The sequence below is a fragment of the Bacillus sp. RIT 809 genome (assembly GCF_016892495.1).
Lineage (GTDB): Bacteria > Bacillota > Bacilli > Bacillales > Bacillaceae_G > Bacillus_A > Bacillus_A cereus_U.
Map to the genome: position 1 here is coordinate 268,226 of NZ_JAFEMR010000002.1, position 22,061 is coordinate 290,286.

Here is a 22,061-nt window from a genome sequence, read left to right on the forward strand (position 1 = left end):
TATACAGAATTGTTTGCTTTTGGTATGAATAGTAGTTAAAGATACGTTAGTTATATTGCAAACCGTAAGAAAAGAGAGATTAAATAATAGAGGGAGCAACGTACATGGAAAATATATTAAAGGTATCCTCAAAATCAAGTCCAAATTCAGTGGCAGGTGCAATAGCCGGTGTACTAAGAGCAAGTGGCAAGGTAGAAATTCAAGTAATTGGAGCGGGTTCTTTAAATCAAGCGATTAAAGCAATTGCGATTGCAAGAGGTTTTGTCGCTCCAAGTGGAATTGATTTGGTTCTTGTTCCAGCGTTTCAAGAGGTTACTATCGATAATCAAGAAAGAACAGCAATCAAATTAATTGTAGGTCCTAGAAGGAAAAGATCTTAATAGCGAACACTAATATAAGGGGATTTGAAAAGGCCAATAGACTCCAAAAAGTTAGACACGTTATTTCATTTGGCAGTTCCTTGGGCGTGGACACAGTATTGTACCGGATTCATGACTTTTAATTTCCCCTTATATTTAGCGGTTTTTTCTAGAACCTTAAAAATGCCAAATCCTTTGTGACATAAGGGATTTGGCATTTTTGAGGTTTTTATGTTTTTTAAAATCAACAATTTTAAAACTGCTCATTCTTCTCCCAAGATTCTACAATATAATGAGCAATCGTTGGGTTGAATCCTTTACCAACTAAGAACATAATCGCAGCAACTTCTGTTAAAGCATGTTTGTGTGATGTATGTTTCGCTTCATTTAAACCGTAATCTACCCAAGGTTTTACGAAATCAAGTACAGGTTTTTTTAAAGGTAAAAACTGTGTACCGACAACTTGTTGGATTTGTTGTTGCGTTGGTTCTGTAATAGGTCCTGGTGGTAAAATTTGTGGCTGCGTAATATCGAGTGTTGGTCCAGGCGGTAAAATTTGTGGCTGTGTAATATCGAGTGTTGGCCCAGGCGGTAAAATTTGCGGTTGCGTAGGATCGATAGTTTGCGGTGCTGGCGGTGAGACACGTGGGTCATAGTTTGGCTGATACATTTGTTGTTGGTATTGCGGTTGTTGTGGCTGAGTTGTGTATGGATTTTGTTGATATTGTTGTTCTTGAGTGTACTGAGTTGTGTATGGATTTTGCTGATATTGTTGTTCTTGAGTTGGTGGTGCTGCATATGGATTTTGAGGATATTCATAATTTGGACGTGTGTCATATGGATTTTGTTGATATTCAGTTTCTTGAGTTTGCGGTGTTGCGTATGGATTTTGTTCGTATTGAGGCTCTTGATGTTGTGTCTCTTCCTCCCCATACTGTTCAGCATATCTTTGTTCCTGATGTTGAGGGGAAAAAGGTTGTTGTGGGTAAGGCGGTTGATTATTATAGAACATGTTTATTCCTCCTTCATAATGATGCCTACCACCTAGTGTATGGGCAGACAAGAAAATATGTGATGAAAAAATGCGGGCGTGTTACAATAAGTAACTGGGTGAAGATAAAATGATAAAACAAGAAAAAATTCAAAAAACAATAACTTTCGTAAAGCATATTTTAGAAAAAGATGCGAGTGGGCATGATTGGTATCATATTGAACGCGTACATAAATTGGCGATTTCTTTATCTGAGCAAGAAGGGGGAAATCGTTTTATAATTGAAATGGCAGCATTACTTCACGATGTAGCAGATGAGAAGTTAAATGAGAGTGAAGAAGCAGGAATGAAAAAAGTTTCTGATTGGTTAGAAGAGTTACGTGTTGAAGAAGAGGAAAGTAAACATGTTCTTCATATCATCGCCAATATGTCTTATAAGGGTGGTCATGGTGGCACAGTTGAGTCACTTGAAGGTAGAATTGTTCAAGATGCGGATCGTTTAGATGCTCTTGGTGCAATTGGAATAGCTCGTACATTTGCATACGGAGGAGCGAAAGGGAGATTAATGTATGATCCAACTATCCCTCCTCGAGAAGTGATGACGAAAGATGAATATAGAAAAAATAATGATCCATCTTTAAATCATTTTTATGAAAAACTTTTAAAACTAAAAGATTTAATGAACACGAACGCAGCAAAACAAGAGGCTGAAGTTCGTCATCGTTATATGGAAGAGTTTATTGAACAATTTATGAAAGAGTGGAATGCACAAATATGAAAATGTTAACTGTGGAGAACTTATCGAAATCATACGGAGAAAAACCGTTATTTGATGGATTATCATGTAGTATTACAGAAGGACAACGTGTCGGAATTATTGGTGTAAACGGTACTGGTAAATCGACATTATTAAAAATAATTGCAGGATTAGAAACTCCTGATACAGGTGATATGACGCATTCACGTGGTTATACAATTAGTTATTTATCACAGCAACCAGAGTTTGATGAAAAACTAACAGTATTAGAGCAAGTGTTCCATGGTGATACACCTTTAATTCGTCTTCTTCGTGATTATGAACAATCGTTATTAAATATCGAAAAAGATCCAAGTAATGAAAAAGTACAGGAACAATTATTTGCCGTACAGCAACGTATGGATGCAATGAGTGCATGGGAAGCAAATGCAAATGCGAAATCTCTTTTAACGAAATTAGGAATTACAGATTTTACTGCAACTGTTGGAAACCTATCTGGTGGACAGAAAAAACGTATCGCAATGGCACAATGTTTTATTGAAACACCTGATCTATTAATTTTAGACGAGCCTACCAACCATCTTGACCATGAGACAGTTGAATGGTTAGAAGAATATTTAGCAAGATATACAGGTGCGGTATTACTTGTAACCCATGATCGTTATTTCTTAGATCGTGTGACAAACCGTATTTTTGAATTAGATAACGGTAAACTATATAGCTACGAAGGAAACTATAGTACATTTTTAGAAGCGAAAGCACTTCGTGAAGAGCAAGAATCGGCACAAGAATCCAAACGCCAAAATTTATATCGTCGTGAACTTGCTTGGATTCGCCGTGGTGCAAAAGCCCGTTCTACGAAACAAAAGGCGCGTATTCAGCGTTTTGATGAGCTAAAGGGACAAGAAGGACCAGCAGCGAAGCAATCAGTTGATATTGCACTAAGTGGAAGTCGTCTAGGAAAGAAAGTACTTGAGTTAAAAGATGTAACGAAAAAATTTGGTGATAAGACGGTACTACATAATTTTAATCATATTGTGAAACCAGGCGATCGTATCGGAATTATTGGGGCGAATGGAAGCGGGAAATCTTCGCTATTAAATATGCTTGCAGGCAAGTTATCTCCTGATAGTGGTGAAGTTGAAGTAGGACAAACTGTAAAAGTTGCTTATTATACGCAAGAAAATGAAGAGATGAATTTAAATCAGCGTATGATTGAATACATTAAAGAGATTGCAGAAGTTATTCATACGACAGACGGAAAAGTAATTGGTGCATCTCAAATGTTAGAACGTTTCTTATTCCCGACGCATTCACATGGTACACCGCTTGGTAAACTATCTGGTGGTGAAAGAAGACGTTTATATTTATTACGTATTTTAATGGGAGAACCAAACGTACTATTACTTGATGAACCTACGAATGATCTAGATACACAAACATTAACAGTACTAGAAGATTATTTAGAAGATTTCCCAGGTGTCGTTTTAACTGTATCGCATGACCGCTACTTCTTAGATAAAGTAGTAGATGAATTGTTCATCTTTAGTGGCGAGGGCGAAGTGCGTGAATTCCTAGGTAGTTATACGGACTATTTAGAAATGGAAAAGACGAAAGAACTTATTGAGAAGGCGGAAGTTCAAAAAGAGAAAAAAGTAGTAGAAGAAGCTCCAAAACAACAACGTAAACGTAAACTTTCATACAATGAGCAGCGTGAATGGGAAACAATTGAAGATACAATTGCCGAACTAGAAGAGAAAATTGAGTCAATTGGAGAAGAACTTGCGAAAGTTGGATCTGACTTCACAAAGGCACAAGAATTATCTGAAGCACAGCAGAAAACAGAAGAAGAGCTAGAAAAAACGATGGAAAGATGGAGCGAACTATCAGACATTGTTGAAGGATTAAAATAAAAACAAGCTGCATATATTGAAAAGTAAAGAGAAAAACTTTACACTATTGGTAGAACCTATTTTAGGAGGGGAAAAAATGAGAACATCTAATCCAATGTTGAAAAAAGACGCATTTCGTAAAGAGGGAGCAAGTGCTTCTGCGATGACTATTGGTGGAACAGTAGGCAAAACGTTTATCATGCTTATCTTGCTTCTTGCAACGTCTGTCTATTCATACATACAGATGACAAATAATACGATGAAAATGCCAGTATTAATTGGTGCTTTAGTTATTGCGGCAATCGTCGCATTTGCATCTATCTTCTTCCCGCGTATATCACCAATTGGTGCACCGATTTATGCAGCGGTAGAAGGGATTGTATTAGGAAGTATTTCAGCGATTTATACAATGAAATTTGGCGATACTATCGTTTTAAACGCTGTCTTACTAACAATTTCAATTCTATTTGCAATGCTAGTGTTGTATGCAACGCGCGTAGTAAAAGTAACTGATAAATTCCGTACAGGTGTAATTGCGGCGACAATGGGAATTGCGGTAATGTATTTAATCGTATTCTTACTAAACATGTTCGGTGTAACTGTTCCGTATATTCACCAAGGTGGTACAATTGGTATTATCATTAGTGCAGTTGTTATCGTAGTTGCTGCATTAAATCTATTACTAGATTTCGATTTAATCGAAAGCGGTGCACGTAGCCAAGCTCCAAAATATATGGAGTGGTACGGTGCAATGGGTCTAATGATGACTCTAGTATGGCTATACTTAGAAATTCTTCGTTTTGTTTCTTACTTTACGAAAAATGACTAATAAAAAAATCCTGCATGAAATGTGCAGGATTTTTTTGTTTTCAAAGATAAATTGAAAATATGGATGTTGGCGACTTAAATTGAAGGGGGATGGAATATGATGAAAGAGAAAAAAGGATTATGAAAAAACTATTTTCTAAAAGTTTTTTCATAGAACTAGATGACGCTTTAACATATCCATCAGCAGAAGTCATTCGTTCAGCTATTGAAGGATATGCGGCTGAATGTAATGGGGAATTAAAATTTGAGAGTAAAGTTAAACCGATTATTTTTAACTTGGAAAATGTAATGTACTGCGCTGAAATAAAAATGGATCGCGGAGGATATTACATATCTTGCAGTGAAGTATAATATTTTTGGAAACCTTACATGTTTAAACTATGTAGGGTTTCTTTTTTAGTTTTGTAAGATATAAAGTAATATTTTTTATTTACAAACATGCCGTTTTGTACTTTTTACCCTTCCAACATTTTTCTTTACAATGAAGAAAAATATGTGAGGTGGTATAACTTATGATGAATCGAGTTGTATTAATCGGTAGATTGACAAAGGAGCCAGAATTATACTACACAAAACAAGGAGTCGCTTATGCACGAATATGTGTTGCGGTGAATAGAGGTTTTCGAAATAGTTTAGGTGAACAACAAGTCGATTTTATAAATTGTATTGTTTGGCGAAAATCGGCTGAAAATGTAACAGAATATTGTATGAAGGGCTCACTTGTTGGGATTACCGGGCGTATTCATACGAGTAATTACGATGATGAGCAAGGAAAGAGAGTATATAGAACTGAAGTTGTGATTGAGAGTATTACATTTTTAGAGAGAAGGCGGGAGGGGGCATCGGGGGGAAACGTAAAAGAGCATTAAAAATTAAGAGGGCTATGTAGCATAGCCCTCTATTATTTTTGATTAATACCTTCCCAAATAACATCTAACTGTTGATTAAGTATATTTTTCGCATTTGTTTCATTAGCATGTAATAAAGAATGGGACATTAGTGTATAGAAATAAGTACTCATAATAGTAGAAGTGATGATATTTGTATCCCATGGACTGTGTAATTTTCCTGTCTCTTTCGCTTCTGTAATAATAGAAGACAAACTTTCTTGTAGCTGTTGTATACTTTTTAATTCATTTTCTACTAAGTAGTTAGATTTAATAATTTCAAAGACAGCATGATTCATTAATTCGCCATGTCCAGTAAATCGGTCCAGTAAATCTCCTAAAACAAGTTTGATCCGCTCTTTCGGATGTTCCACATTTTCATACGTTTTTAAACTTTCATTCCATAGTTCAATTTGAGAATCACCTAAAAATAATAATATGTTTTCTTTTTTCGGAAAGTAGTTGAAGAAAGTTCCTTTTGCAATCCCGCATGCAGTAGTAATATCTTGAACCGTTACATTTTCGTACCCACGTTCTTGAAAGAGCTGTACTGCTTTTAGGAATATAAGTTCTTTTAATTCCTTTTTTCTCGTTTCTCTAAGCATATAATCTACCCCTAACACAAACAATTATATCTGTTTATTAGATTATCTCAAATAAAATCTTATTTCATGCTTAAGTTTACGGTTTAATAAAGTTCACTACATCTGTTGTTTTTAATGTGAGTTTTGAGTCTTCTTTATTTGAGGCGGAAGAAGTGCATCCAAGTAAATTAATAAATAATACAGTTGAAAGAAGGATAGAGAGAATTCTGTTCATACTTTTCGTTGTAGTTTCGTGTTATAAATGAAAACTGTATAGTTCATGAGCTTGCTTTTCAGAAATCCATTTCGGGATACGTTTCATTACTTGGTTTCTTAGTATAATTAAAGGTTTACTTTCCATTTGTGCCATTTTTCCAATGTTCCATGCAGTGGTTGAGATTTTTTTAATTCTATTTCGTCTTTTTTGTTCGTATTCTATAAATGCTTGACGATAGTGGGCGTTATTTTTGATACATTCAGCAAGAATAATAGCATCTTCAATTGCCTGACAAGCCCCTTGACCTAAATTAGGTGTAAGTGCATGGGCAGCATCTCCAATAAATACGATGCGTTTGTCAAAAAAATGTTTCATTGGAGTGATGTCTACAATATCACGATGAATCATATTAACGTCAGATGCGTTTTTTAAAATAGCTGGAATGGGATTATGATAATTTTTGAAATGACTATATAAATCAGCTGTTGTATAAGCTTTGTATTTTGGATCTCTAGCTTTAGCGTTTATGAGTGCATACCAGTATACTTCGTTGTTGGGAAGAGGAACGATACCGAATCTACCGTTTGCTCCCCAAGTTTCAATAAAATCGTTTGTTAAAGATAGATTATGAGTTGGAGTTACGCCGCGCCAACACGTATATCCGGCATAACGATAACCATCGCGTTGTGTTGCTTGTTTTCGGACGATAGAATGAATACCATCAGCAGCAATGAGTATATTGCCGAATGCTTCACTACCATCTTGAAATAATATTTTCAAGGCGTTTTCTTCATTTTGTTCTATTTCTACGCATTCTTTTCCCCATTCGACAGTACCTTCTCGTAGTTCAGAAAGAAGCAATTGATGTAAATCTTTTCTATGGATGGAGTACATTTTTGGATAGCAAGCTGGAATAATCAATTGATTGAAAATATCTCCTTTTTCGGATACGAGGTTAAAGCCATCACTTTCGTTGCCGAATTTTTTTATCTTCTTAGAAATTCCGTATGGTTCAAGTGCTTGCATCGCATTTGGGGCAATGATAATACCAGCACCAGCAACAGTAGGTTCAATATTTTTGTCATACACTTTTACATCTACTCCTATTTTTTGTAAGGAGATTGCTGCGCAAAGACCAGCAATACCGCCACCAATAATTATGACATTATTCATTTATTATCCCTCCATCATAAAGTGACTTTGATCATAAAGTGACTGTGGTCATTTTATGAGTTAAGGTTAATCCCTTTTTATGTTATTGTCAATTATACTTTTAACTATAGTTTCGGGATCAGTAGGTGCAAATAAGAATAATTAAACTTCTAAGAAATGTAGAAAAGGAATTAGTAAAATTAAGCATCCGAGTAGGAGTATAGAGTGATAACATGTTACAATACAGCTAAGAACACGCAATAAAGGAGAGTTTTTTACGTGAAGATTAAAGCAATTGAACCGACGCCAAGTCCAAATACAATGAAAGTTATTTTAAATGAAGTATTACCATCAGGAGCGCGAAATAATTATACAAATGAAAATAAAGAACAAGCACCAATGCAAGTGCAAGAAATTTTGAAAATTGAAGGTATTAAAGGTGTGTACCATGTTGCAGACTTTTTAGCAGTAGAGCGTAATGCGAAATATGACTGGAAAGTTTTATTACAACAAGTTCGTGCCGTTTTTGGTGAAGAAATAGTGGAAGAAAGCGAAGAACAACAACTTTCTCATTTTGGAGAAGTGAAAGTGTTTGTTCAAATGTTCTTTACAATTCCGATGCAAGTGAAGTTAACAGATGGGACCTCAGAAGAGCGTGTTGGTTTACCTGATCGTTTTAAAGAATCAATTATGAAAGTGCAAATGTCTGCACCTAACGTTGTGAAAGAGCGTAAGTGGGTAGAGCAAAGTACACGTTACGGTAATTTTGAAGAAATCGGGAAAGAAGTAGTAGAAGAAATTATTGCTGCTTATTCAGAAGAACGTGTAAATGAAACGGTTAAAGAATTATTAGATCAAGCAGGTGCTGTTGAAGTAACGATTCAAAAGCGTGAGCCATATAAAGTAACAGAAGAGATGATGAAAGATTCTGACTGGAAAAACCGTTTTGCAGCTTTAGAACAAATGGATCCAACGGAAGAAGATATGATGGTATTGAAAATGGCATTAGATGATGAGAAAGTATCTATCCGCCGTTTAGCAACAGCTTATTTAGGTATGGTAAAAGGTGAAGGAGTATTGCCGTTATTATATAAAGCGTTATTAGATCGTTCAGTAAGCGTTCGTCGTACAGCAGGAGATTGCTTATCAGACGTAGGTGATCCAGCAGCGATGTTCGTTATGATTAAATCTTTGAAAGATTCAAGTAAATTAGTACGCTGGCGTGCAGCAATGTTCTTATTTGAACTTGGTGATGAAAGTGCAATTCCGGCACTAAAAGCAGCAGAAGATGATCCGGAGTTTGAAGTGGCGATGCAAGCACGTTTAGCTTTAGAACGTATTGAAGGCGGCGAAGAAGCAAAAGGATCAGTATGGAAGCAAATGACGGAGTCTCGTAAAGGGGAATAGTTTATGATTGTTTTCTATGATAGTTGGTGCCCGATGTGTACGGCAGTTGCAGAACGTACGAAAAGATTAGATAAAAAGGGTAAGATGAAATTTGTTTCATTTCGAGATGAAGATGTAGTTGAGAAGTATGAACTTTCTCAAGAATTACAAAGTAAGATGGAACAAAGATTGTATATTTTAAAAAATAATAAGTGGTATGACGGAATTCATAGCATTAACGTATTAGCAAAGGCCGTTCCATCTTATTGGTTTGCAGTACCTTTTATAAAACTATCTATCGTACTTGGATTTGGAAGTAAAGTATACGATTATATTGCCAACAATAGAAAACTTGTCCCAGTTGGACACTGTCGTGAAGGGGTTTGTGAAATCCCTACAAAAAAATGAAATCATCGTTATCTTTCTTTTGCACCTATTAATAGAGCGTGATATGATAAATTTGGAATGAAAGTTGAAGGAGAGATACAAGATGTCAAATGCATATGAAGAATACATGCGTCAAATGGTAATTCCAATGCGCCAAGAGTTAGTGCGTTCTGGATTTGAAGAGTTAACTACAGAAGAAGCTGTAACAGAATTTATGGAGAATGCATCAGGTACAACTTTAGTAGTTGTAAACTCTGTTTGTGGTTGTGCAGCTGGTTTAGCACGCCCATCAGCAGGTCAAGCGGTTGTACGTGCTGAAAAACAACCTGATCATCTTGTAACTGTATTTGCAGGTCAAGATAAAGATGCTACTGTAAAAATGCGTGAATACTTCGGAGAAATTCCTCCATCTTCACCATCTATGGCATTACTAAAAGGAAAAGAAGTTGTTCATTTCATTCACCGTCATGAAATTGAAGGCGCAACAATGGACGAAATTATTACAAACTTAGAACAAGCTTTCGAAAAGAATTGCTAAAGTAGGGGGAGAGTGAATCTCCCTCTTTTCTTTATATAGAGGTGAAAAAATGATAGTAACAACAGCAGGAAGAACAAATAAAGAAATGAAAGATTATGCAAACAAGGTAGCAGCAGAATTAAATCTTTCTTTCATTAAACGTAATGACATACCAGTACATAAACTGCATGAGCAGTATGAACAAGATGTACTTGTCGTAGGGAAAAATCGATTAGCCATTTATCCAAAAGGTACGGAAGAGTCGTTTTTCTTTCATCCAAACTCAGCAATGTTTCGTGTGAAAAGGTTAATGCGCGGAGAACACGATCCCTTTGTACAAGCTGCTAAACTAGAGAGCGGAATGACAGTATTAGATTGTACGCTCGGTATGGCATCAGATAGTATTGTTGCTAGCTATATTGTTGGTGAAGATGGAAAAGTAACAGGGCTTGAAGGAAACGAATATATGGCGTACATCATGGGAAAAGGCTTGAAAACATGGTCTTCATCCGTTTCTGAAATCGATGAAGCAATGCAAAGAATCGATGTAAAACAAACTGAGCATTTCGCATTTTTAACGCAATGTGAAGATAATAGTTATGACGTCGTATACCTGGATCCGATGTTTGAAGAAACTGTCATCGAATCAGATGGAATAAAAGGGTTAAAACATTTCGCTTTGTATCATGATATTACTGACGAAACAATTGCGGAAGCGAAGCGTGTGGCGAGAAAACGTGTCGTTCTGAAAGATCATTTCCGTAGTTCTAGATTTGAAAAGCACAATTTTCACGTATACAAAAGAAAAAGTGCAAAATTTCATTTTGGTGTAATTGACCCTTGCTAATTGTTTGAAAAGATGTATAATAAGCAATAATTAATTAAATATACTGTCTGTGATGAAGAGAGTAGTCTTTTTCAGAAGGAAAGCGAGCTAGGGATGGTGTGAGCCTAGTGCAGAAGAAAAAGATGAAGCGCACTTCGGAGACGCTTCTTGAACGAATAGTAGAGTAAGCCGAGGCCCCCTGTCCTCGTTATAAACGGGAAAGTGGTTCGGAATGAACAACAAGGGTGGTACCACGGGTTAAAACTCGTCTCTTTTTTAGAGACGAGTTTTTTGTGTTTAAAAAATAAGGAGGTTGTAGTATGGATTATAAAACGCAGTTTGCGAAAAGTTTATTGAATATTTTTACGAATGAATTAACGCAAAATCAAATTTTAGATTTAATCGAAACACCAAAACAAGATGAATTCGGAGATGCAGCGTTCCCATGTTTTTCACTAGCGAAGCAATATAAAAAATCACCAGCTGCTATCGCAAAGGAAGTTGCGGAGAAATTAAATGACCCATTTTTCATGAAAATAGAGGCTGTTGGCCCGTATGTAAACATCTTTTTTAATCGTCAAACAGTAAGTGATGAAGTATTAAAAACAATTTTAACGGAGAAAGAAGAGTACGGTCAAAATCATTTTGGATGTGAAAAAACAGTAGTTATCGATTATTCCTCTCCTAATATCGCGAAACCTTTTTCAATGGGGCATTTACGTTCTACAATGATCGGTAATTCGCTGAAACATATCGCCGAAAAATGTGGATATGAAGTTGTCGGAATTAATTATATTGGGGATTGGGGAACACAGTTTGGAAAGTTAATTACCGCATATAAAAAATGGGGAAATGAAGAAGTAGTTAAAGAGGATCCAATTCGTGAGTTATTTAAGTTATATGTTCAGTTTCATGAAGAAGTAAAAGAGAACAAAGAACTAGAAGAAGAAGGGCGATCATGGTTTAAAAAACTAGAAGAAGGAAATGAAGAAGCAGTCGAACTTTGGAATTGGTTCCGTCATGAGTCTTTAAAAGAATTTTCTCGTATTTATGAACTTCTCGGTGTGGAATTTACAAACTTTCAAGGAGAAGCTTTCTATAACGATAAAATGGAAGACTTTATTGGGATTTTAGAAGAGCACGACTTACTGGAAGAATCAGAAGGGGCATTAGTCGTTAATTTAGAAGAAGAAGGTATGCCGCCATGTTTAATTAGAAAATCAGATGGTGCTACCATTTACGCAACACGTGATTTAACAGCGGCATTGTATCGTCAAAACACATACGAATTTGATAAAGCTTTATATGTAGTAGGACCCGAACAAAGCTTGCATTTTAATCAATTTTTCACTGTATTAAAAAAGCTTGGCTATAACTGGGTGGGTGGTATGGAACATGTGCCGTTCGGGTTCATATTAAAAGATGGTAAGAAAATGTCGACACGTAAGGGTAGAATTATTTTATTAGAAGAAGTGCTAGAAGAAGCTGTTGCACTTGCGGAACAAAATATTGAAGAGAAAAATCCGGATTTAAAACAAAAAGAAGAAGTGGCAAAGCAAGTAGGTGTTGGAGCAGTTATCTTCCACGATTTAAAAAATGAGCGTATGCATAATATCGAATTTTCATTAGAAAATATGTTGAAATTTGAAGGAGAAACAGGACCGTATGTACAGTACACGCATGCGCGTGCTTGCTCTATTTTAAGAAAAGAAAGTGTGGAATTTGAAACGTGTAATTTTGAATTAAAAGACGATTACAGCTGGAGTGTAGTAAAATTACTCAATAAATTCCCGCAAGTAATTGAAGCGGCCTTCAACAAAAATGAGCCATCTATTATTTCAAAATACGTATTAGATGTAGCACAAGCGTTCAATAAATATTATGGAAATGTTCGTATTTTAGAAGAGAGCGAAGAGAAGGACAGTAGACTCGCATTAGCTTACGCTGTGACGGTTGTATTAAAAGAGGGATTACGTTTACTTGGGGTGGGGGCGCCTGAGGAGATGTAAAATAATAATTTTGTAACAAAAAGGCAAATCAGGCGGTCATTAACCTGATTTGTCTTTTTGTATTTTCTTGAATAAATTCTTATCTATAAAGTGTTATACGCTACGAAGTGTAAGAATTCTATAATTTTGTTACGAAATCAATTAAAATATTTTTAGAGAGGATGGTTCGTATTGATTCGAAGTTTCATTTTAAATATTCCTTGTCATAGAATACAGGAAAGGAGTTTCCTGAAACTACAAAAATACATACCTTTATGTGCACGATGCACAGGTATGTTTATTGGTTTCTGTATATTCCCAATATATTTTTTAATAACGCCTTCGTTTAGTCTTTCATTAATACTATCCTTTTTTGCTCAAATTCCATTATTAATCGATGGATTCACCCAAAAGTGGAAATGGAGAAGCAGCACAAATTTACTAAGAGTAACGACCGGTTTATTAAGCGGTAATGGTATGGGATTATTCATTTCATCTGGCATTATATGGATATTGTCTTAAAACATATACTAACGGAGGTACCTACATACATGTTTTGGATCTACTTAATTCTAATTTTTATTTCAGGGGGAAGCGGAATTGGTTTTATTATTCATGAAAAATATATAGAAGCAATAATAGCCTTTGTTATTTGCCTATTATTTATGGTACTACTATATTTTTATCTTAAAAGAAACAAAAAAAGGAGAAATTTAGATTGTGACGTAATAGATTGTACCGATTGCTCAGATTGTGATTGTACTAACTAAACCTCCATTTGTTTTGATATTTTTATAAAAAGGATTATATATCGTTTTAGGTATGTAATCCTTTTTATTTTTTGAAGCGTTTCATATACATTCTTCTTTGGTGTACGCTCCTAATATGAAAATTACATACGGTGAAATAAGGAGATAAATCTAATATTAGAAAAGTAGGGATATAATGAGAATTGCTACCCTCAACATTTGGAATCATCAAACTTTGTGGTCAGAGAGATTAGAGGCTATTTGTGAGGAAGTTCAAAATGTTGCTCCTCATATTCTAGCTATTCAAGAAGTTAGGAGTCATATGGATGATGAAAAGAAGATAAATGTAGCACAATATATCGCGAATCAAATAGGTTATCCATTTTGTATATTTAAAGAGTATCATGCGTATTTCCGAGTGATCATTACGGTGTTTTTGTGGATATAAAATTTGATAAGTGAAACGACCTCTCTAATATATGAAATAGAAGGTAGGGCAATTGTTGTTTTGTCGATAAATCGATATTCCTTGTCGGATCGTTGATATATTATGAATTATGATAGATATATTTAAAAAATCATTAATATAATTTCATTTACTGAGAATGATCTCTTAAGAACATACATTATTACATCAAATTAAACAAAATAACGAGAAAAAGTATCGTTTTTAAGATATTTAGTTAAAAACTTGAATAATATTAAATAATATCGTTCATTATATGAGGTTTTAGTTGAATGCATACTATATGATGTGTAAAATCTAAGCAAGTAGGTTAGAATACTGCTTGCAAATGGCAGTATAAATAATTATTTGAGGTGAATACATGCTAGATTTTAAACAATTAGAAATTTGTTTGAAAGAAAAGAGATTTGTAGATGGATTACATGAGATAAATAATGAAATTGCACATATAAAAGAAACGAATAAGTTATCATACGTGAAGAACTGGCTTTCTAACGTCTCGTCACCCAAGGAGTTTGATACATTAATTCGTCTTGCTGATGAAGGTTTGATGCATCAATATAGCTCCTTTTTAATTCGGTATACGTATAAAAAATTCCCGAATATGAGAACGCTCTCTTTATATTGTGATGAGTTAATTGATGAGCGTAAAATTCTTGATGCTGAACAATTGTTAAAAGATTCTTTGGAAGAGGTAAATGAAGAGGAAACTGATGCGGATGTTTTAACGAAAGCATATTTTACGTTAGTTAGATGTTTGTTAGATATGAAGCGAAATGAAGAGGCCTATGCCTATATGCAAAAGGCGGAAAAGTATAGTACACGTGCAGTTTTTGATAAATGGGGTTACTTATATATACAGACTGGTGAGTGGGAGAAGGCAGAGGAACAACTTTTATCCGGTCAGCAGCATAAAGATTGTGAAGAGTTAGCTACGTACTTATTGGCGCAATTATATGCATATAAAGGTGAACAGCAGCGAGCATTACAACTCATTAATGATGCGATTGCAAAGTTCCCTCAAGTACCATATTTCTATTTTGAAAAAGTAAAATATTTATTAGATTTAGAGCGCTATGAAGAAATGTTAGCGGTAATAGATAAAATTAATCATATGCTTCCGCATCATGCATATACAACTTATTTTATACATTTACGTGCAGAAGCATTTTATAAAACGAATAGTATTCACGATTTGCAAGCACTATTGAAAAGTGAAAAGAGTTTGAAGAATTCTCTATATCATCATATAGAAAAAAATCCTGATGGGAAAAAGGTTCGTTTACCGATAGTTCCGGTTGTACAAAAGGATAACTATTGCGTTCCGACAAGTTTGGAAATGATGTTAGGGGTATGGGGAGAAAAACGTACGCAAGATGAAATTGCACAATATATTTTTGATGTAACAGGTTCTAAGTTTTCAGATACAGTTACATATATAGAAGAGCAAGGTTACGAATATCGTTATTTTCAAGGGAATGCGGAAAATTATAAGAGATTACTCAATCAAGGTATTCCCGTTTTATTAAGTATAGATATTGAGCACGCTTCCCATGTACAAGTGCTTTCTGGTTATGACGATGTACTGCAAGCTTTTTATATTCAAGATCCGAATTTCTTGGAACCGATTCTTGTGGAATATGATAAGTTGCAAGAAAAATATCGTTATACAGATTGTTTAGCTATTACGTTTATACCGAAAGATAGAATAGAACAACTTTCATTTTTAAATGAGGAAGAACACACTTATTATAAAACAATCTTTTCTCTTACAGATCATTTAGCTGAGCAAGATAAAGAGGGGATTGAAAAGTTAGTACTATTTTTAAAAGAAACAAGTGAAAATCCAAACACTTGGCTATATACGATTAAACATTTAGATGCTGAAGTAGATAAAGATTTTATTCAGTTTTGTATAGAAAAATTAATGGAAAAGTTTCCGAGCTCTGACTTTGTGAAATTGCATAGTGCACAGTGTTTTATTCGTCTGCAAGATATGGAAAAAGCAGGACATATGATTCAAAGTGTGGAGAAGAAAAATAGTCAAGCGTTGTATCATCTTATAAATGGACGTTATTCTTTTGAGCAAGATAATTATGCAGAAGCGATTTCTAGTTTTCGTTCATCATTACAATTGGATGCAGATCAACCAGTTGCGTGGAGTTTCTTAGCATTATCATACATGTATATGGATCAATCCGAAAAGGGGCTAGAGTATTCTCTAACAGCTATAGAACGTAGCCCAGAAAGGTTTACACTTGTAAATCACGGTTTGATTTTAATAGATTTAGAACGATATGAAGAAGCATATATATTCTTTAATGATTTATTAAAAGAATATAAGTATGAAGCGCACATATGGTATGAACGTGCAAGATGTGCTCAGCATTTAGGAAAAGTGTATTTGGCGGTAAAAGGACTTAAAGTAGCAATTCAATTAGATAAAACGGCAGCGTATTTATATACGAAGCTTTCGGAAATCTATGAATCAGATTTGGATGATGGGAATAATGCGAAGGAAATTTTATTACAAGGAATTCAAAATTGTGAAGATCAGGCATCTTTATATGTTCGTTTAGGAGATGTGCATTTTCAAAATGATGAACTTGAAGAAGCGGAAAATATATATAAGCGTTCTTTAGAAGAAAATAATGAAGATGTATATGCCCATTTCGGTTTAACTCAAGTTTATATGGCAAAGGAACAATATGAGGATGCAAAAAACTATATTGTTAGTATTAATGAGCAATTTGAAGACAATCAAGATTTCCTTATGAATGCTGGCATGGTGCTATGGGATGCTGAAATGGCATTAGGTGGGGATGAAAAAGAGTTAAAACTTGCACTTTCTAAATTAGAGAGCGGTATACGAAGTGTATACGCTAATATAGCGAGCGTGTTGGATGAGTATGTAAATCGAATAAAAGACACAGCTTTTGTGCAACGAGGCATAGCGTTTTTAAGAACGTTAGAAAAAGAGAAAACGGAAGTAATTGAATACGGTTGTTACGCTGGTGTTTTATATGAATCTATTGGACAGTATGATCAAGCAATAAAACGGTATAATGATGCACTTAAGAAAAAACAGGATTCATTGCCGTATTTCCGAATCGGTGAAACATTCATGGCGTTAGGGCAATTTCAAGAAGCGAAGCATGCGTATGAAACATGTCTAGAAATGGATAAGAATTTCACAGGTGTACATGTGCAACTAGCAGAAATATATGAAAAAGAAGAAAATAGTTCTAAAGAACAAAGTCATATGGTCCAGGCAATGAAAGAAGAGCCTTTGCATATTAATATGGAATATTTGGCACAGCTTTCAGTAGATTTGAATCTTCATGAAGAATTGCTAGTTGAACTAGAACAATTAGCAGAAGAGGTACCAGAAATATGGCGTTTAGATGCAATTGCATACGTATATGGTGCGATGAATGAGGTAAATAAAGAAAAAGAATATATTGAATGCGCAATGAAAATAGATGAAGCGCATGTGGAAGTACTATATCATTATGCGAAAGTACTAGTTAAAAAGCAGAGTGCAGAAGCAATCGAAGTTGCGCTGAAAGTAATGCATAAAGATTTGGAAAGTGAACGTATATTTGGTGTGTACGTAAAAGCAATGGAACAACATAAAAAATTATCCCAAATACGAGACGTACTTCATACGCTAAAGGTGAAAAAAGCAGAAAGAAGTACAGCGTTTATGTATGCAGCTACTGCGGTTGCCGAAAGATTAGTAGAAAGGCAGCAAAATGAGCAACCGAAAAAATCTTTATTTACAAGAGCATTTTATCGCATGAAAAATCGTGCGAAGGAAATTTCAATGATTACAGTTATTATTGATTTATTTGAGATTTCCTTAAAGTTAAATCCGAAAAATAGTACGGCAGCGAAGCGTTTTGCACTATTTTACGAGAATGCAGCGATGAATAAAGAAGCGATAGAGGTATTACAAACATCGTTAGAACATAAGTGGGATTATGATGTAGCGAAGCAACTTGTAAATCTTTTCATTGAGTGTGAGGAAGAGGATATGTTACGAGATGCTTTGGAATTAACGAAACAAATGGTTCGAGAGCTACCGGATGATTATGATACTCTTCTTTTACAGGCGAGTGTATTATGTAAAACCGGAGAAGAAAGAAAAGCGGAGAAAATTTGCTTACAATTAATTGAGAAAACACCATTTGTAAGTAGAGGATTCCTTGCTTTAGCAGAATTATATCAAAGTCAAGAGAGGTATGAGGATGCGATTCATTTATTAGAAGGTGCTTCTGTGCATCATCCGAATGAAACGGCAATTCTTCTTGCTTTAGCATCTTCGTATCATAAAGCTAGGCAAACGACAAAGGCAGAAGAAATAACAAGTGAAATATTAGCAATTGATGCTACTGACTTGTTAGCAAGATACGATCATGCTTGTTACTTAGCGTTATTAAATAGAAATGAAGAAGCGAAAGAAGAACTTGAAATTGTACTTCGTGAAGATGAAACAAGATTTTTCGCTGAACTTGCAGAGGAAGATGAAGATTTAGCAGGATTGCGAGAGTTTGAAAAGTAATTGTATAAGAATAGAGAAAAAGGGTATAAATGAAAATATATTTTGAATTAGTTGACAATTAATTGCCCAATGGCATAAAATAACTTTTAATAAAGTATACAAATCTGAAGACGAGAAAGAGTAAAATAGTGAGCTGTTCCCCAGAGAGCCGGTGTATTGCTGAAATCCGGTGTGCAGACGTTATTTGAAAATCATCTCCGAGGAGCCGTGGCTGAATAAAGTAAGCTCGGACGGATGTCTACCGTTACAAAGAACGCGTATGTTAGTACGTTGCTAAGTGCTATTAGTGAAAAGCTAATAGAATTAGGGTGGTAACGCGGGTAAACCCGTCCCTACTTCATAGGGACGGGTTTTTTGTGTGCTTTTTAAAAAATTCAAAGGAGTGATTGTACATGAAAAAAGTAGATGTCAAAGAGTCAGCTGTAGGGAGAGAAACACGTATTCGTAAGCAGTGGAACGAACAAAGTATTTTCGAGCAATCAATTCAGAATCGAGAAGGCGCACAATCTTTTGTGTTTTATGAAGGGCCACCAACTGCGAACGGATTACCACACGTCGGCCATGCACTTGGACGGGCGATTAAAGATTTAGTAGCGAGATATAAAACGATGGCTGGATATAAAGTTTTAAGAAAAGCCGGATGGGATACACATGGATTACCTGTAGAATTAGGCGTTGAAAAACAACTTGGTATTTCAGGTAAACATGAAATCGAAGAGTACGGCATTGAACCATTTATTCAAAAGTGTAAAGAAAGTGTATTCACATATGAGAAGCAGTGGCGTGAATTTACGGAGAGTATTGGATATTGGGTAGATATGGATGATCCGTACGTTACTTTAGAGAATCCATATATCGAAAGTGTATGGAATATTTTAGGGACGATTCATGAAAAAGGCTTGTTATATAAAGGGCATAGAGTTTCACCGTACTGCCCAAGCTGTCAAACATCTCTTAGTTCACATGAAGTTGCACAAGGATATAAAACAGTGAAAGATTTAAGCGCGACAGTTAAGTTTAAAGTGAAAGATAGTGAAAATGAATATTTCCTTGGATGGACGACAACACCGTGGACACTCCCAGCGAATGTTGCACTTGCCGTACATCCGAATATGGAATACGTTAAAGTGAAACAAGAAGGGTATGTGTACATTGTTGCGAAAGAACGTGTACAAGAAGTACTAAAAGAAAACTATGAACTACTATCTGTTCATAAAGGTGAAGAATTATTAAATACATCGTACACAGCACCGTTTCCGATGAAGGAAGTTACAAATGGATACCGTGTTATTGCGGCAGATTTTGTTACTGCAGATAGTGGTACAGGACTCGTTCATATCGCTCCAGCATATGGGGAGGACGATTATAAAGTCGTTCAAAGTGAAGGGTTATCGTTCTTACATGTTGTAGATGAAAAAGGTGAGTATACAGAAGCGGTACCATTTCTTGAAGGTAAGTTTGTAAAAGAATGTGACGTTGATATCGTTCGTTATTTAGCGAAGGAAGGTTTACTATATCATAAAGAAAAATATGAGCATAGCTATCCACATTGTTGGCGCTGTGATTCACCATTACTTTATTATGCAGGAGAAAGTTGGTTAATCCGAACAACTGAGATTAAAGAAACATTTTTACAAAATAATGATACTGTCACGTGGTATCCAGATCATATGAAACATGGACGCTTTGGTAAGTTTTTAGAAAATATGGTGGACTGGAATATTAGCCGAAATAGATATTGGGGAACACCGTTAAACGTATGGGAATGTGAAAGCTGTGATCATCAATTCGCACCGAAAAGCATTGCCGAATTAAGAAAGCATAGTACGAAAGAAACACCTGAAGATTTAGAATTGCATAAGCCATATGTGGATGAAGTAAAAGTATGCTGTGAAAAATGCGGAAGTACAATGAACCGTACACCAGAAGTAATTGATGTTTGGTTTGATAGTGGTTCCATGCCTTTTGCGCAATATCATTATCCGTTTGAAAATAAAGAGTTATTTGAAGAACAGTTTCCAGCAGATGTAATTGCGGAGGGAATTGATCAAACACGCGGCTGGTTTTATAGTTTATTAGCGGTATCGGCACTATATACAGGGAAAGTACCATATAAACGAGTATTATCACTTGGGCATGTTCTAGATGAAGAAGGACAGAAAATGTCTAAAAGTAAAGGTAACGCACTAGATCCTGTTGATTTAGTAGAGAAGTTTGGTGCCGACGCTCTAAGGTGGGCTCTACTCGTGGACAGTGCTCCGTGGAATGCGAAACGTTTTTCTGAAAGAACAGTACAAGAAGCGAAATCTAAATTTATAGATACGTTAGTCAATGTATATAGCTTCTATGTTTTATATGCAAGTTTAGATGAATATAATCCGAAAGAAAAGTATGAAGTTAAACGTACGAAATTAGATGAATGGGTGTTATCAAGATTGCATAGCACAACCAGAAAGGTAAGAACTGCACTTGATGATTATCAATTCACAAATGCAGCTCGTGAAATTGCAGCGCTTGTAGATGAAGTAAGTAACTGGTATGTAAGACGTTCACGCAATCGTTTTTGGGAATCTGGTATGAATCCTGAAAAAGCAGCTGCGTATGAAACACTTCATGAAGTGCTTGTAACCATTAGTAAATTAATCGCACCATTTACACCGTTTGTAGCTGAGGATATTCATCTGAATTTAGAAGGAAGCAGCGTTCATTTAGCAGATTATCCGGTTGTAAACGAATCACTTATCCAGCCTGAGTTAGAAGCGGAAATGGATGCTGTTTTACAAGTTGTTGAACTTGGAAGAAGTAATCGTAATCAACATTCATTAAAAGTAAAACAGCCGTTAGCAGAGCTTGTATTACTTGAGCATAACGAAAATGATATCAATTGGGAATCTTATCGTGATATCGTAATGGATGAGCTAAATGTGAAAGCGTTCCATGTTGAACTCGATGAAACGAAGTATACATCCTATCAATTAAAGCTGAATTTTAAAACGGCGGGGCCGAAATTCGGTAAGAATGTGAATGCAGTAAATGGTTGGCTAAAACAATTATCACAAGAAGAAGTACAAAACTTTGTATCTACAGAAAGAGCAGTTTACGAAGCAGCATCAGGAGATGAAGTAGTTGTAACGGCTGAAGATGTATTGATAGAGAAAGTTGCGAAATCAGGATTCTCAAATACGACTAACGGACAATATACGGTTATGTTAGATACGAATGTAACTGAGGAATTGTTACAAGAAGGAGTAGCACGTGAATTTATTCGTGCAGTTCAAGAATATCGTAAGCAGTTGAATTTACCGGTTAATTTACGAGTGGATGTAATTCTTGATACAGAAGAAGAACTACAGCAAACGTTAACGAGTCATAAAGATTTATTAGAAGAAAACTTACTCGTCAAGCAATTTACATTTGGTCACTTAACAAATGAGGACGATGAAATTTCTTTAGGTGAGACAAAAGTCCGAATTAAATTAAACGCGGCTAATTAAAGAAAAAAGGAAGTTGG

The 22,061-nt window shown here is 35.3% G+C and carries 18 protein-coding genes, 1 pseudogene and 2 other annotated features; of the genes and pseudogenes, 16 read left to right on the top strand and 3 right to left on the bottom strand.

Annotated elements, in window-relative coordinates; all coding sequences use genetic code 11:
• Positions 1 to 104 precede the first annotated feature (104 nt).
• Complete coding sequence (locus JTF23_RS03695; RefSeq protein WP_002148380.1) at positions 105 to 380, top strand: stage V sporulation protein S; 276 nt, start codon at positions 105 to 107, stop codon at positions 378 to 380.
• Between the two features lie 232 nt (positions 381 to 612).
• Here the strand turns inward: JTF23_RS03695 and JTF23_RS03700 are convergent, their stop codons facing one another.
• Entirely contained in the window at positions 613 to 1,371 is a 759-nt protein-coding gene (locus JTF23_RS03700) for a hypothetical protein (protein ID WP_204208141.1), read from the bottom strand.
• Between the two features lie 109 nt (positions 1,372 to 1,480).
• On the opposite strand from JTF23_RS03700, the gene JTF23_RS03705 reads away from it, so the two are divergent.
• The 5 genes and pseudogenes from JTF23_RS03705 (at position 1,481) to JTF23_RS03725 (ending at position 5,696) form a co-directional block, all read left to right on the top strand.
• Positions 1,481 to 2,128 (top strand): HD domain-containing protein, encoded by a 648-nt coding sequence (locus JTF23_RS03705; RefSeq protein WP_002202190.1) that lies wholly within the window; start codon positions 1,481 to 1,483, stop codon positions 2,126 to 2,128.
• Positions 2,125 to 4,020 (top strand): ABC-F family ATP-binding cassette domain-containing protein, encoded by a 1,896-nt coding sequence (locus tag JTF23_RS03710; protein ID WP_002158067.1) that lies wholly within the window; start codon positions 2,125 to 2,127, stop codon positions 4,018 to 4,020. The genes JTF23_RS03705 and JTF23_RS03710 overlap by 4 nt, the downstream gene beginning before the upstream one ends.
• Before the next feature lie 76 nt (positions 4,021 to 4,096).
• Complete coding sequence (locus JTF23_RS03715; RefSeq protein ID WP_002200683.1) at positions 4,097 to 4,828, top strand: Bax inhibitor-1/YccA family protein; 732 nt, start codon at positions 4,097 to 4,099, stop codon at positions 4,826 to 4,828.
• Between the two features lie 96 nt (positions 4,829 to 4,924).
• Positions 4,925 to 5,178, top strand: a pseudogene (locus tag JTF23_RS03720) (DUF4318 domain-containing protein).
• 161 nt (positions 5,179 to 5,339) lie between these two features.
• Positions 5,340 to 5,696, top strand: a complete 357-nt coding sequence (locus JTF23_RS03725; protein WP_078181759.1) for a single-stranded DNA-binding protein — start codon at positions 5,340 to 5,342, stop codon at positions 5,694 to 5,696.
• Between the two features lie 32 nt (positions 5,697 to 5,728).
• Here the strand turns inward: JTF23_RS03725 and JTF23_RS03730 are convergent, their stop codons facing one another.
• A complete protein-coding gene (locus JTF23_RS03730) occupies positions 5,729 to 6,319 on the bottom strand; it encodes a TetR/AcrR family transcriptional regulator (RefSeq protein ID WP_002200680.1) in 591 nt (196 codons plus the stop codon).
• Positions 6,320 to 6,554: 235 nt separating this feature from the next.
• Entirely contained in the window at positions 6,555 to 7,688 is a 1,134-nt protein-coding gene (locus JTF23_RS03735) for an FAD-dependent monooxygenase (RefSeq protein ID WP_204208142.1), read from the bottom strand.
• A 258-nt stretch (positions 7,689 to 7,946) separates the two neighbouring features.
• Between JTF23_RS03735 and JTF23_RS03740 the strand changes: the two genes are divergently transcribed.
• From JTF23_RS03740 to ileS, 10 genes are all read left to right on the top strand, one after another.
• The gene (locus JTF23_RS03740; RefSeq protein WP_204208143.1) at positions 7,947 to 9,074 is read left to right on the top strand and encodes a conserved virulence factor C family protein; all 1,128 of its coding nucleotides are present in this window, start codon (positions 7,947 to 7,949) and stop codon (positions 9,072 to 9,074) included.
• Positions 9,075 to 9,077: 3 nt separating this feature from the next.
• Positions 9,078 to 9,461, top strand: a complete 384-nt coding sequence (locus JTF23_RS03745; protein ID WP_002085930.1) for a thiol-disulfide oxidoreductase DCC family protein — start codon at positions 9,078 to 9,080, stop codon at positions 9,459 to 9,461.
• Positions 9,462 to 9,543: 82 nt separating this feature from the next.
• Positions 9,544 to 9,978 carry a BrxA/BrxB family bacilliredoxin gene (locus JTF23_RS03750; protein WP_002012568.1) on the top strand — a complete coding sequence of 145 codons (435 nt, stop codon included), beginning with the start codon at positions 9,544 to 9,546 and terminating at the stop codon, positions 9,976 to 9,978.
• Positions 9,979 to 10,027: 49 nt separating this feature from the next.
• Positions 10,028 to 10,804, top strand: a complete 777-nt coding sequence (locus JTF23_RS03755; protein WP_204208144.1) for a class I SAM-dependent methyltransferase — start codon at positions 10,028 to 10,030, stop codon at positions 10,802 to 10,804.
• A 40-nt stretch (positions 10,805 to 10,844) separates the two neighbouring features.
• Positions 10,845 to 11,059, top strand: a binding site (T-box leader).
• 44 nt (positions 11,060 to 11,103) lie between these two features.
• Entirely contained in the window at positions 11,104 to 12,792 is a 1,689-nt protein-coding gene (argS, locus tag JTF23_RS03760; protein ID WP_204208145.1) for an arginine--tRNA ligase, read from the top strand.
• A 171-nt stretch (positions 12,793 to 12,963) separates the two neighbouring features.
• Positions 12,964 to 13,293, top strand: a complete 330-nt coding sequence (locus JTF23_RS03765) for a DUF2085 domain-containing protein (protein WP_204208146.1) — start codon at positions 12,964 to 12,966, stop codon at positions 13,291 to 13,293.
• Positions 13,294 to 13,322: 29 nt separating this feature from the next.
• Positions 13,323 to 13,541, top strand: coding sequence for a hypothetical protein (locus tag JTF23_RS03770; protein ID WP_080025011.1), 219 nt, complete (start codon positions 13,323 to 13,325; stop codon positions 13,539 to 13,541).
• 175 nt (positions 13,542 to 13,716) lie between these two features.
• Positions 13,717 to 13,968 carry a hypothetical protein gene (locus tag JTF23_RS03775; protein ID WP_002148351.1) on the top strand — a complete coding sequence of 84 codons (252 nt, stop codon included), beginning with the start codon at positions 13,717 to 13,719 and terminating at the stop codon, positions 13,966 to 13,968.
• A 379-nt stretch (positions 13,969 to 14,347) separates the two neighbouring features.
• Positions 14,348 to 18,550 (top strand): tetratricopeptide repeat protein, encoded by a 4,203-nt coding sequence (locus JTF23_RS03780; RefSeq protein ID WP_204208147.1) that lies wholly within the window; start codon positions 14,348 to 14,350, stop codon positions 18,548 to 18,550.
• Positions 18,551 to 18,648: 98 nt separating this feature from the next.
• Positions 18,649 to 18,887, top strand: a binding site (T-box leader).
• A 55-nt stretch (positions 18,888 to 18,942) separates the two neighbouring features.
• The gene (gene ileS / locus JTF23_RS03785; RefSeq protein ID WP_204208148.1) at positions 18,943 to 22,044 is read left to right on the top strand and encodes an isoleucine--tRNA ligase; all 3,102 of its coding nucleotides are present in this window, start codon (positions 18,943 to 18,945) and stop codon (positions 22,042 to 22,044) included.
• Positions 22,045 to 22,061: the final 17 nt, after the last annotated feature.

Bases quoted from the DNA above. Each gene is read 5' to 3' on its own strand.
- JTF23_RS03750 (WP_002012568.1), top strand. From the start codon at position 9,544: ATGTCAAATGCATATGAAGAATACATGCGTCAAATGGTAATTCCAATG.
- JTF23_RS03710 (WP_002158067.1), top strand. From the start codon at position 2,125: ATGAAAATGTTAACTGTGGAGAACTTATCGAAATCATACGGAGAAAAA.
- JTF23_RS03725 (WP_078181759.1), top strand. From the start codon at position 5,340: ATGATGAATCGAGTTGTATTAATCGGTAGATTGACAAAGGAGCCAGAA.
- JTF23_RS03755 (WP_204208144.1), top strand. From the start codon at position 10,028: ATGATAGTAACAACAGCAGGAAGAACAAATAAAGAAATGAAAGATTAT.
- JTF23_RS03735 (WP_204208142.1), bottom strand. From the start codon at position 7,688: ATGAATAATGTCATAATTATTGGTGGCGGTATTGCTGGTCTTTGCGCA.
- JTF23_RS03700 (WP_204208141.1), bottom strand. From the start codon at position 1,371: ATGTTCTATAATAATCAACCGCCTTACCCACAACAACCTTTTTCCCCT.
- JTF23_RS03730 (WP_002200680.1), bottom strand. From the start codon at position 6,319: ATGCTTAGAGAAACGAGAAAAAAGGAATTAAAAGAACTTATATTCCTA.
- JTF23_RS03715 (WP_002200683.1), top strand. From the start codon at position 4,097: ATGAGAACATCTAATCCAATGTTGAAAAAAGACGCATTTCGTAAAGAG.
- JTF23_RS03705 (WP_002202190.1), top strand. From the start codon at position 1,481: ATGATAAAACAAGAAAAAATTCAAAAAACAATAACTTTCGTAAAGCAT.
- JTF23_RS03745 (WP_002085930.1), top strand. From the start codon at position 9,078: ATGATTGTTTTCTATGATAGTTGGTGCCCGATGTGTACGGCAGTTGCA.
- JTF23_RS03780 (WP_204208147.1), top strand. From the start codon at position 14,348: ATGCTAGATTTTAAACAATTAGAAATTTGTTTGAAAGAAAAGAGATTT.
- JTF23_RS03775 (WP_002148351.1), top strand. From the start codon at position 13,717: ATGAGAATTGCTACCCTCAACATTTGGAATCATCAAACTTTGTGGTCA.
- argS (WP_204208145.1), top strand. From the start codon at position 11,104: ATGGATTATAAAACGCAGTTTGCGAAAAGTTTATTGAATATTTTTACG.
- JTF23_RS03695 (WP_002148380.1), top strand. From the start codon at position 105: ATGGAAAATATATTAAAGGTATCCTCAAAATCAAGTCCAAATTCAGTG.
- JTF23_RS03770 (WP_080025011.1), top strand. From the start codon at position 13,323: ATGTTTTGGATCTACTTAATTCTAATTTTTATTTCAGGGGGAAGCGGA.
- ileS (WP_204208148.1), top strand. From the start codon at position 18,943: ATGAAAAAAGTAGATGTCAAAGAGTCAGCTGTAGGGAGAGAAACACGT.